Source organism: Pseudoalteromonas marina (assembly GCF_000238335.3).
Classification (GTDB): Bacteria; Pseudomonadota; Gammaproteobacteria; order Enterobacterales; family Alteromonadaceae; genus Pseudoalteromonas; species Pseudoalteromonas marina.
This window is the reverse complement of the sequence record NZ_AHCB03000011.1, coordinates 116313-128321: the sequence shown is the minus strand read 5'-3', so window position 1 is coordinate 128321 and position 12009 is coordinate 116313. Positions and strand designations below refer to the sequence as shown.

At 39.3% G+C, this 12009-nt stretch carries 8 protein-coding genes; 4 read left to right on the top strand and 4 right to left on the bottom strand.

The features are described from left to right. Positions 1-136: 136 nt before the first annotated feature. Together gppA and rhlB are read right to left on the bottom strand one after the other, a co-directional pair. A complete protein-coding gene (gppA, locus tag PMAN_RS15950; protein ID WP_010557950.1) occupies positions 137-1630 on the bottom strand; it encodes a guanosine-5'-triphosphate,3'-diphosphate diphosphatase in 1494 nt (497 codons plus the stop codon). 43 nt (positions 1631-1673) lie between these two features. Then, positions 1674-2951 carry an ATP-dependent RNA helicase RhlB gene (gene rhlB, locus PMAN_RS15945; protein ID WP_006792443.1) on the bottom strand — a complete coding sequence of 426 codons (1278 nt, stop codon included), beginning with the start codon at positions 2949-2951 and terminating at the stop codon, positions 1674-1676. Between the two features lie 91 nt (positions 2952-3042). Here rhlB and trxA point away from each other — a divergent pair, with 91 nt between their 5' ends. Next, a complete protein-coding gene (gene trxA, locus PMAN_RS15940) occupies positions 3043-3369 on the top strand; it encodes a thioredoxin TrxA (protein ID WP_006792444.1) in 327 nt (108 codons plus the stop codon). A 182-nt stretch (positions 3370-3551) separates the two neighbouring features. After that, on the top strand, positions 3552-4811 hold the full coding sequence (gene rho, locus PMAN_RS15935) for a transcription termination factor Rho (RefSeq protein ID WP_006792445.1): 1260 nt from the start codon (positions 3552-3554) through the stop codon (positions 4809-4811). Between the two features lie 64 nt (positions 4812-4875). Here the strand turns inward: rho and PMAN_RS15930 are convergent, their stop codons facing one another. Then, positions 4876-7686, bottom strand: coding sequence for a tetratricopeptide repeat-containing hybrid sensor histidine kinase/response regulator (locus PMAN_RS15930; RefSeq protein WP_010557949.1), 2811 nt, complete (start codon positions 7684-7686; stop codon positions 4876-4878). A gap of 76 nt (positions 7687-7762) precedes the next feature. Between PMAN_RS15930 and PMAN_RS15925 the strand changes: the two genes are divergently transcribed. Continuing rightward, on the top strand, positions 7763-8338 hold the full coding sequence (locus PMAN_RS15925) for a DNA-J related domain-containing protein (RefSeq protein ID WP_010557948.1): 576 nt from the start codon (positions 7763-7765) through the stop codon (positions 8336-8338). 5 nt (positions 8339-8343) lie between these two features. On the opposite strand, the gene dbpA is transcribed toward PMAN_RS15925, so the two are convergent. Then, a complete protein-coding gene (dbpA, locus tag PMAN_RS15920) occupies positions 8344-9732 on the bottom strand; it encodes an ATP-dependent RNA helicase DbpA (protein ID WP_010557947.1) in 1389 nt (462 codons plus the stop codon). Between the two features lie 197 nt (positions 9733-9929). Between dbpA and PMAN_RS15915 the strand changes: the two genes are divergently transcribed. After that, positions 9930-12008, top strand: coding sequence for a TonB-dependent siderophore receptor (locus PMAN_RS15915; protein WP_010557946.1), 2079 nt, complete (start codon positions 9930-9932; stop codon positions 12006-12008). The last annotated feature ends 1 nt before the right edge of the window (position 12009 follow it).

Here is a 12009-nt window from a genome sequence, read left to right as displayed (position 1 = left end):
TGGGGTCGCATTATAGGGAGATCCGAAAACAGATCAACCCTTTTTTGAAGAAAACTTGAAAAAACGTGTCGTTCGCGCATATTTTCATCTAAACGGTTACTTTAAACACTAAAAAGGCCCACAAGGGCCTTTTTACTCAATGAACGATAAGCTTCCAACCAAGTTTACTTTGCTGTTTAGACTCTTGTTGTAGTTCACTTGCCATTAATGGATGTTCTTTTAACCAGTTACTTTCGAATGTTAATGTTAAAACTTCATTCTTAGCGGTTAATTCAAAATTTGGCAGAACATCGTCCTGTCGTCTCATCGACAAAATAACGGACACTCGAAGTAACCTTACAATGTACTGCGCAAGAAGGTTGTTTGCACCTAACGCGTTAAAGCTGTCTTTTGGTATATCAGAACGATGTGCATCGGCTACTGCCACAATTAACCTGTGCTCTGATTGCGAAAAACCAGGCATGTCGGTATTTTCTAGAATATACGCTGTATGCTTATGATACTGCTTATACTCTATCAGTAAGCCGATTTCATGTAACTGCGCAACGGCTTTTAGCAGAGGTAAGCCATTTAAGTGATTAATTGGCCAATCTTCATTGATGCTTTGTGCGAGCTCAATTGCCAAACTAGAGACTCGTGATGCTTGGTTTTGGTCAACATGGTATCGACTCATAAACCCATCAACTGTTCGCTTTCTTATATCGCTATTATGAAACTCTGGCACCATGCTATATAAAACACCTTCACGAAGTGCGCCGCCTGCCAGTCCCATTTTTTCAATTTCTAACGATTCAAACAAAGCAATTAAAATAGCAAGGCCTGATACAAATACCAATCGACGATCTTCGCTTAAACCTGGAAGCTCTAACGCTGCAATGGATTTAAATGCAATTGATTGCTCTTTTATTGAATTAAGCTTTTCTAAAGTAAGAAGGTCATCAAGGTTTTGTGCCACCATAATTTCTTGAATTGCTTGTACTGTACCTGATGCGCCTGATGCTATTTGCCATCCTGCGGCTTTGTATTCAGGAGCTATATTATCAATAACAGTTCGAGCAGCCTTTATAGCGGTATTGAAATTGCTATGTGTTAATAAGCAATCTTTAAAGTAACGCTCAAGGTAAGTAACACACCCCATGTTGAGGCTCTTGTATAAAAGTGCATCAAACTCTTTACCAATCACTACTTCAGTGCTTGCACCACCAATGTCAATAACAAGCTGTTTGCCAGTACATGCAGAAGTATGCGCTACACCTTTGTATATGGTACGCGCTTCTAATTCACCACTGATAACATTGATTTTATGGCCAAGAATTTTTTCAGCCTGCGCTTTAAATATTTCAGCATTGGTTGCTAAGCGTAATGTAGCCGTAGCTACTATTGTAATATTTTGATTTGGAATATCTTGTAAACGCTCAGCAAAAAGCGCGAGGCATTCCCAGCCTCGTTGCATAGCCTCGGTGCTTAATATGTTATCTTTATCAAGCCCTGCGGCTAACCTGACCTTGCGTTTTACGCGACCAATAGTTTGTAAACCGCCAGCCACTGATTTGGCAATTAGCATATGAAAGCTATTTGATCCCAAATCAATAACTGCGTATACATTTTTTTGCGGTATAAGTTGCCCCACCGTTCAAAAACCTCTAGTTACTACTACTTATACAAACGGTCTATTACGACCGTCCTTTTTGGTAACTATTATTTGGTCGACGTCCGTTATTGTTACTACGATTACGAGGACCATTTGAATAGTTGCGCTTTCTTTGAATAATAGGCTTAGTTAAATCGTCTAACAAAGCGGCTTTATCGTAATGCGATAAAGGAATGCTGTGCTCTATGTATTCTTCAATTTCATGTAGGTTGTATGCATATTGTTCACACGCAAAACTTATTGCATGTCCTGATGCACCTGCACGACCTGTTCGACCAATACGATGAACATAATCTTCACAGTCGTCTGGTAAGTCAAAGTTAAATACATGACTTACTTCTGGGATATGCAACCCACGCGCTGCAACATCAGTTGCAACTAAAAAGTCTAATTCGCCTTTGCTAAATTGCGCTAAAATGCTTTGACGTTTTTTCTGATTTACATCACCCGTTAGCATACCAACACGATGACCATCAGCTTTTAACCACGCATACACGGTTTCACAGCTGTGCTTAGTGTTTGCAAACACAATGGCTTTATCAGGCCACTCTTCTTCAATTAACGTTAATAAAAGCTTAATTTTATCTTCTTGTGAAGGGTGAAATAGCTCTTCTTTTATGCGTTTACCGGTTTTTACGTCTGGCTCAATTTGTACATGCTCTGGGTTGGTCATGTGTTCAAAAGCAAGTTCTTGCACGCGGTATGATAAAGTCGCAGAAAATAATAAGTTTAATCGCTTAGACGTATCTGGCATACGATCAAACATGTAACGTATATCTTTTATGAAGCCCAAATCGAACATACGATCAGCTTCATCAAGCACGACAACCTCAATTTCATTAAGGGTGTAACAGCCTTGCTTGTACAAATCGATTAAACGACCTGTCGTGCCAATTAAAATATCTACGCCTTTTTCTAATTGTGCACGTTGTTTTTCGTAATCTTCGCCACCATATACTAAACCTAAGTTAAGATTACAGTGTGGCGCTAAAATTTTTGCATCTTTGTGTATCTGAATCGCAAGCTCCCGAGTAGGGGCCATGATCAGGGCTCTTGGATGTTTACTAGGTGCTTTGCTAGATTGTAATAACCGATGGCACGTAGCAGTTAAAAATGCCAACGTTTTGCCTGTACCTGTTTGTGCTTGGCCCGCAATATCGCGTCCATCACAAATAAAAGGTAGGCATTTTGCTTGAATAGGTGTGCAATATTCAAACCCATTCTCGGTTAGACCGGCAACCACTTCCGGTGCGATAGCAAAGTCTGAAAACTTTTTATCGGTTAAATGTGTCTTAGTCATAGCGTTTAAGCATAACGTTTAAACTTGCAATAAGAAACAAGAGTGTTTAAATACGCACTAAATATTTCGCCTAACTAAATCGGAGAGCGCAATGAGCGAGAAAATAATCCAAATTACTGACGATAGCTTTGAAGCTGACGTATTACAATCAGACAAGCCTGTACTAGTAGACTTCTGGGCTGAATGGTGCGGACCTTGTAAAATGATCGCCCCTATCCTTAATGAAGTTGCTGATGAATACGACGGTCGTGTTGCTGTTGCTAAACTTAATATTGACCAAAATGCTGGCACTCCGCCTAAATTTGGTATTCGCGGCATCCCTACTTTGCTTCTTTTTAAAGATGGCCAAGTTGCTGCAACTAAAGTTGGTGCACTTTCAAAAACACAGCTTATCGAGTTTTTAGATAACAACATCTAATAGACTAGAACTAAAAAAGGGCTTTTTGCCCTTTTTTTGAATTTATTTTGTATAAACACTGGACGCTATGCCAGTGAACTGCTAGTTTATAAAGCCAACTAATCCTTAGTTATATTCAACCAACCTCACTCAACGATCAAAGCGACTTTGAGTATGACAATTGTAATAAAGAACCCACCAATATGCATTTACGCGAATTAAAAGACAAGTCTATAAAAGAACTTGTAAACTTAGCTGAGTCCATGGGGCTCGAAAACGTAGCCCGCTTAAGAAAGCAAGATATCATTTTTACCATATTAAAATCCCATGCCAAAGGCGGAGAAAATATCTTCGGCGGTGGTGTGCTTGAGATTTTGCAAGATGGTTTTGGCTTTTTAAGATCATCAGAAGCTTCTTACTTAGCTGGCCCAGATGACATTTATGTATCACCGAGCCAAATTCGCCGCTTCAGTATGCGTACTGGCGACTCAATTTCAGGCCTTATTCGTCCACCAAAAGATGGTGAACGTTACTTTGCATTACTTAAAGTAAACGAAGTTAACTTTGATAAACCTGAAAATTCTCGCACCAAAATTCTTTTTGAAAACTTAACGCCACTACATGCAAACGAACGTTTCCGCATGGAACGTGGTAACGGTAGTAAAGAAGATATCACTGCTCGTGTACTTGATTTAGCATCACCAATTGGCCGTGGCCAACGTGGTTTATTAGTAGCACCGCCAAAAGCGGGTAAAACAATGCTACTGCAAAACATTGCACAATCAATTACGCATAATCATCCTGATGTAACGTTAATGGTTTTACTAATTGACGAACGTCCTGAGGAAGTAACTGAAATGCAACGCCTTGTTAAAGGTGAAGTTATTGCATCAACGTTTGATGAGCCTGCATCTCGTCACGTACAAGTTGCCGAAATGGTTATCGAAAAAGCAAAACGTTTAGTTGAGCATAAAAAAGACGTTGTTATTTTACTTGATTCAATCACGCGTTTAGCACGTGCTTACAACACCGTTATTCCTTCATCAGGTAAAGTACTTACCGGTGGTGTTGACGCTAATGCACTACACAAACCTAAGCGTTTCTTCGGTGCCGCACGTAACGTTGAAGAAGGTGGTAGCTTAACAATTATAGCCACTGCACTTATCGATACTGGCTCTAAAATGGATGAAGTTATCTACGAAGAATTTAAAGGTACTGGTAACATGGAATTACACCTTAACCGCAAAATTGCGGAAAGACGTGTATTCCCAGCTATCGACTTTAACCGCTCTGGTACTCGCCGTGAAGAACTACTTACTAAGCCAGATGAGCTGCAAAAGCTATGGATTTTACGTAAAATTGTTCATGAAATGTCAGAGATTGACGCCATGGAATTTTTAATCGATAAACTATCAATGAGTAAAACCAATGATGAGTTTTTTGATTCGATGAAACGCCAATAAACGTATTTAAGTAACATAAAAAAAGCGCCCTAGGCGCTTTTTTTATATTTGTTATAATGTGTACTTACGTTTCATTGTATTTGTGTAATACAGCCTGGAGCTCTGACACAAGCTGATTAATATATTTCATATCTTTTTCGCCTTTTTGCAATAAGGCGCTGTCTAAATTTTTCGCAGCTGAAGCTATTTCCTCTAAGGCGAACATTTGTGCTGCACCTAATATTCGGTGGCTATCTTTTTGCAAAGCGTCAAAGTCTTCACTTAGAAAATGCTGTGTAATATTTTCGCTTTCTAAACCAAAACTTTGTTTAAAACTTATTACTAAATCACTAATATCTATCTCACTTGGTACATTAGGTTCGTCCGAATGAACTTGGTCTAAATTTTCTGACAAGGTTTTATAAAATAAGTCTTTATCCAATGGCTTTGCAAGGTAACCGTTAAACCCTAATGTAAGATAGTCGTCAATTTCGTGACTCATTGCGTTTGCAGTGAGCGCAAAAATTGGCCGTTGAAAACCACATTTTTTCAATAGCTCAAAGGCCGCTCGTCCATCCATTATAGGCATTTGAATGTCGAGTAATACAAGATCTGGGTAGTCTTGTAAGCAACGCTCTACAGCTTGCTCACCGTTTTCTACCGCAATTACATCAAGCCCTAGTGAACGCAAGTAACGGCTAATAAACCTACGGTTATCTGCATGATCCTCTGCAAACAGGACAGTACCGCTTAGTTGCACTTTATTTTGCTCTATTTGCCCAATATCGCTTTGATCACTAGAAACTTGCGCACAAGGTAAAAAGAACGAAAATTGACTTCCTTTTTTATATTCACTTTGCACGCTAATATACCCGCCCATCATAGAAGCGAGCTGCTGTGATAAACTAAGCCCCAAACCTGTACCACCAAAACGTCGGCTAATACTGTTATCTGCTTGGCTAAAGTATTCAAAAATGAGCTTTAATTGCGATGAGTTCATACCTATACCGGTATCTTTAACAATCAGTACAATACCCTGATCTGTTTTATTTAATGCAATTAATACCTGCCCTGATTGGGTAAACTTAATTGCATTTGCACACAAATTAATGAGAATTTGTTTTACTCGCATTATATCAAGGCGGGTGTAAAACTCATCGCCCACCTTATTTTCAAGCACAAGCCTGAGATTTTTTGCTTTTGCCTGAGGGTTAAACATTGCGTGCACATCGTTAACCAGTTGAACCATGTCAAAACAAGAAACATTAAGTTCTAACCTATTCGCTTCTATTTTACTTAAATCAAGTACATCGTTGATCAAACTTTTTAAATGGTTACTGTGCCGCTGAATAATAGCTAACTCATCTTTTAGCTGTTCAGGCTCGTATAAACCATTCATTAAGTCGTCTGTTTGTCCGAGAATCGCCGTTAATGGTGTTCTTATTTCATGGCTAACATTAGCCAAAAATTGACTTTTAACATCATTAGCTGCTCTTAACTCTTGGGCAACAGCTTGAAGCTCTGCTGTGCGTTGCGCCACTTGCTCAGCTAAATATTGCTTTGCCCGTTTTTCTGCGCCGCGTCGGTATAAAGCAACCCCTGTCACTATGACTAAAAATAACAGTACAAAAATAAACACCGTTAACTGCGAACGCTGATGCATTTTTAGTTCTTGTAATTTACGGTCTTGTTTCAGCTCTTTAATTTCTTGATTTAATTGTGTGGCTTTAAACTGTCTTTCTAATACTGCTAAGGCTTTAACAATAGATTCACTTCTTAATTTGCGTAGTTCGTTATTGTACTTTTCATGCAACTGCATTGCATTTTCGTAGTTCCCCCTACTTGCCTCAATCAAAGCATGGGTGCCAAGTCCATCTCGCATAATGCGATCATTACTATGCTCTTCAAGTAATTCAAAAACGCGTTCAATGTTCGCTTTTGCCTCATCTAACATTCCCCTTACAAGCTGGACTTTTGCGAGAGTTTGCAGTGCAGTGAGCTCTAAGTTTTTATTATCAATTTTAAGTGAGTACTCTATCGCTAATTGCGCTTGTTCATACGCTAGTTCTACTTTATTAAGAATAATATTGACGTTTGCAAGGTTAGTATACTGAGTAGCTAACTTATTGACATTATTGACAGATAGGTAATAACGGGTTGCTAATTGGTAGTAATGCATCGCTAAATCTAGCTGATTACTTTCAAAATAAACCACCCCCATATTGTTATGCACCAAAGCAATACCCAAATTATCATCTAACTTGCGAAAAATTTTTAACACATCTTGATAAATACTCATGGCATTTTCATAACGAGATAAGCGTATATAAACGCCTGCTATATTAAGTAAAATATCGCTTTTATCTTGTTCACTGCCTACTTTTTCGTAAATTTCTTTTGCTTTTAAATAATAATCAAGCGTTGCTACCAATTTATGCATATTAAAATAAACCAAACCTATATTATTCAATAAATTTGCTTGCTCTAATGGTTGGTTATTAATTTTTGCAATATCAAGTGCACGGGTATATTGAGTAATTGCTTGTTTAAACAAGCCTTGATAAAAAAGTGCAACACCTTGCATTTTAATCGCACGAAAGTGCTCGCTAGGAAGAAGTGATCCAGAAGTTTCTTGCTCTAATGATTTAAAGTAATTAAAAGCATCACTATAGTGGCCGCTCGACAGCGCAGTATCGGCAAGGCCTGCATATATTACAGCACGACTTTGAGTTGTAATACGTTGGTTATTAAGTAAGGCGTTACCTAATTCAAGCTTTGCATCCCATTGTTGTTGTTGTTTAAACTCTTCTAATAATGGTTCTGATTTTTGAGCATAACTTGGCAAATAGAACAAACTGCATACAATGAATAAGAGGCACTTGAGCTTGCCATGCATAATTTTAATCCTTCAAATTGTTACGTATAACAATGTAATCTGTACTGAAGATACACTAAATACTAGGACCTAAACAATGCTTAACCCACTGATTGACCGAATATTTGACTTAATATTAACCCAAAAAGTGTGGCAAGTTCATATCCTAGCAGCTGAGCTTATTAATTGTGGCGCAATTAAGCCACTTGATAAAAACCCTGAACGTGATTTATTTAAGCGTAATTTTTTAATTATGAATGCATTGTATCAACTAAAGGAACAACTTCACCCTAAAAGCCTCTTAATATCAACACTTCATATAGAACTTATTGAAACAGACATAGAAAGCCCTGCAACGGTTAAATCAAACTTAAAAGATTATTATTTAGACTGGGGGAATTACGAAGCAAGCGAAGAGCAAATTAATGAGCTACTCACAAGTTTTTGGCTAAAGTTTAAGAAGGTAAATAGCGCGTCAGCTTTAACAGAAGATCACTTTGACGCACTGTTGGCAAAGTGGCAGCTAACAAATGATTTTTCGCTTAAAGAACTACAAAAACGTTGGCGACAGCTTGCACTGGCGCACCACCCAGACAAACCTACTGGCTGCGAGAATGCATTCAAGCAAATAAAAGTAGAGTACGAGCAGCTTAAACCGGCTGCTCGCTCATAAATTGATTAACGCGTTAGGCGACGAGCACGAATTTTGCGCCCTTTTATATTACCTTCGGTTAATTTACGAAGTGCCGGTTTAGACGCATTACGTTCAACAGCTACAAATGCGACGTTATCAAGAACATTAATTTTACCTACTTGACGCCCAGCAATACCGTCTTTACCTGTTAACGCACCTAAAATATCACCAGCACGCACTTTTTGCTTTTTACCTGAATCTATCATCAGAGTGACCATTTCTGGTTTGTACGGTGGTTTGTCCAACAAATTATATGAAGGCATTGGCTCTGGCTCAAAGTCGCGCTCATAGTGATCACCAATTTGCGCTACTTTGAATTGCTCTGCATCACCATAAATTGAGCAAGCAATCCCTTTTTTACCCGCGCGGCCTGTTCGCCCAACTCGGTGAACGTGCGTTTGCGGGTCATGCGCTAAATGGTAGTTGATTACCATGTCCATATCGTCAATATCTAAACCACGTGCGGCAACGTCTGTCGCGACTAAAATAGACGCACTTTTATTAGCAAAATGAATCAGAGTGCGCTCACGGTCACGTTGTTCTAAATCACCATGCAATGCCACGGCGCTGAAACCTTCATCGGCTAATTCGTCGCATACTTGCTGCGTTTCTACCTTGGTGTTACAAAACACAACACAACTTTGTGGTGTAAATTTAAGTAATAGTAACTTAAGTGTTGGATAGCGCTGTTTATTGTTATCCATTTTGTAGAAGTATTGTTTTATTGTACTTTTTTCTTGCTCTTCTTCTACTTTAATCATTTCTGGGTTACTAAGTACACGCTTTGCTATCGCTTCGATTGCGCGTGGAAAAGTAGCACTAAACAAAAGCGTTTGGCGGTTTTGTGGAATACATTCAATAATCGCATCAAGGGTATCTTGAAAGCCCATATCAAGCATTTGATCGGCTTCGTCTAGTACTAATGTTTCTACATCGTCTAACCGTAAAGTCCCTTTGCGAATATGGTCATCTACGCGCCCTGGTGTACCAACAATGATGTGTGCACCGTGTTCAAGCGACCCAATTTGCGGGCCAATTGATACACCACCACATAGCGTTAATATTTTAATATTATGGATACCACGCGCAAGCTTACGCATTTCAACAGCCACTTGTTCAGCAAGTTCACGTGTTGGACATAAAACTAGCGATTGAATTCTAAAACGTTTTACGTTTAATTTAGCAAGCACACCTAAACTAAACGCAGCCGTTTTACCTGAGCCGGTTTTTGCCTGAGCAATGATGTCTTTACCTTCAAGTACAGGTGGCAAACTTTGCGCCTGTACAGGTGTCATGTGGGCGTAGCCAAGCGTCGATAAATTATCAACAAGTCCAGCTGGTAAAGCCAAAGATGAAAAAGCAGTTGAAGTCACAGTAAATTCCATAGCAGTAAAAATAACGCAGGATAAAGTCCCACTAAATATGCCGCTAATAATAGCAGAATTCGTTATTGGCAACCATTAGCAAACACATTATAAAATATTGTTAATAAAAACACATTGCAAATGATATTTATTTGCATTAAGATTGCGCTTCACTTTTTATTCACATATTGAGCTGGAAGCATCAAATGAAACTGAGTTCACTTTACATCGCACTATTAGCAACAATAACAACAAACACATATGCAAACTCTACCGACCTTGAACATATTGAAGTCAAAGGAAGTTTCTTTAATGACTACAAAGTAGATAACGCAAATGGTGCAATGAGAACATCAACTTCATTACTTGATACTGCTCAATCAGTGACTGTAATTAGCGATATTATTATTAACGAACAACTTGCAACAACACTAGGTGAAGTACTTTCAAACGATGCAAGCTTAACGGCTGGTTCTAAACAACGTAACCGTGAAGTATTTAACTTACGTGGTTTTGAACTTAGCTCATCAACGGGTTACTTACGCGATGGTCATCAGCACTGGTCGCACTATCAACAACCCATTGAAATTTTACAGCAAGTAGAAGTTATTAAAGGTCCATCGAGCATTTTATATGGTCAATCAGGCCCTGGCGGACTAATTAATATGGTCACTAAAAAGCCAACAGCACAAACTTTGTTCAATGCCAGTGCAGATGTAGATCAACACGGTTCAACGCGGTTTATGCTTGATGCTAGCGGAGCATTAACGGATGCAGAAGATTTACGTGCACGCGGTATTTTAGTTAAGCAAGATGTTGATTACTGGCGCGAATACCAAAATGGTGAAAACCGCGAGCGTGACCGCTTTTTAGGTGCATTTATTGTTGATTACGACATTAGTGATAATGCCTTAGTACGTGTGCATTACGACCGCACAGACGACGAAGCAGGTTTAGACACCGGTGCATGGATAGACGACAACGCCAACGTTATTGGCGACGATAAAACTATTCGCGATATGTCTTGGGCGTTTACCGACATAACGGTAGAAAATGCGGGCATAGATTTTAAAGTGTTTTTAAACGATAACTGGCAGGTAAAGCTTGGTTATAACGAACAAACATTTGAGCGCCAACGTTTTGAGTCAGCGCCACGTAAGCCGGGTAATTATGTTGAAGGCGACAGCTATGAGTCTCGCCCGTACGACCGATTCGACGACTGGCAATTTAAAACAGCATTTATCGACTTCATTGGTGAATTTGAAACAGCCGGTGTTCATCATCAATTATTAATTGGTGCTAACTCGCTTGATTATTATTATGGCCAGCGTCGCACCTCAGCTGATTCATTTAATTTTATAGCAGGCCAAGCAGAACCAAATCGTCCAACTGTCAGTTACAAAACTGACGACACTATTAGCGAAACAGAATACGACTATTACGGTATTTATGTGCAAGACTTAATCACGTTTTCGCCACAATGGCAGCTATCGCTTGGTGGTCGCTACGATAAGCAAACACGTGAAGATGCAAATAATGAATCGTTTGTGCCAAAAGTAGGTGTTCTTTATCACCCTAATGCATCAGCTACCATATACGCGAGTTACTCTGAAGGCTTTGAGCCTCAAGGAAGCGATACTCTTGTAAACGAAGACGATATAAATAATGGTATGAAGCTTGACGCCGTTACCTCTGAGCAAAAAGAAATTGGCGTTAAGTGGCAATTGTTTGATGATCGTTTAATGCTAAGTGGTGCGCTTTTTGACATTAGTAAAAATGGCACACTAGTTACAGAAACACTTGATGTACCAGTGGGTGATTTAATCTCTGAAACAAACCAAATTGGTGAACAGCGCCACAAAGGCGTTGAACTAACAGCGCAAGGTGCGGCAACTGACCGTTTATTCGTAATGGCATCGACTATGTATTTAGATGCAAATTACGAGCGTGACGAAGATTTAGAAGGCAAGCGCCCTACCGATGCCCCTAAATGGTCTGCATCTCTTTGGACACGTTACGAATTAAACGACGCGATTGCATTTAATGCGGGTGCATTTTACGAAGGTGAGCGCTTTGCAGATAGTGCCAACACGATTACTAAAGATGCCTACACACGCGTAGATGTAGGTGCAACTTACAAACTTAAAGTAAGCAAAACCGATGTTAACTTACGCCTAAACATAGAAAACTTATTTGATGAAGATTATCTAGCCGGTGGCGGAACAAATAACGTAACAATAGGTGAAGGTACTAACGTAAGACTGGCTGCACAGTTTAGCTTTTAAT

Excerpts from the sequence above, each read along its gene's own strand:
- PMAN_RS15925 (WP_010557948.1), top strand. The coding sequence starts at position 7,763 with ATGCTTAACCCACTGATTGACCGAATATTTGACTTAATATTAACCCAA.
- trxA (WP_006792444.1), top strand. The coding sequence starts at position 3,043 with ATGAGCGAGAAAATAATCCAAATTACTGACGATAGCTTTGAAGCTGAC.
- rho (WP_006792445.1), top strand. The coding sequence starts at position 3,552 with ATGCATTTACGCGAATTAAAAGACAAGTCTATAAAAGAACTTGTAAAC.
- PMAN_RS15930 (WP_010557949.1), bottom strand. The coding sequence starts at position 7,686 with ATGCATGGCAAGCTCAAGTGCCTCTTATTCATTGTATGCAGTTTGTTC.
- rhlB (WP_006792443.1), bottom strand. The coding sequence starts at position 2,951 with ATGACTAAGACACATTTAACCGATAAAAAGTTTTCAGACTTTGCTATC.
- PMAN_RS15915 (WP_010557946.1), top strand. The coding sequence starts at position 9,930 with ATGAAACTGAGTTCACTTTACATCGCACTATTAGCAACAATAACAACA.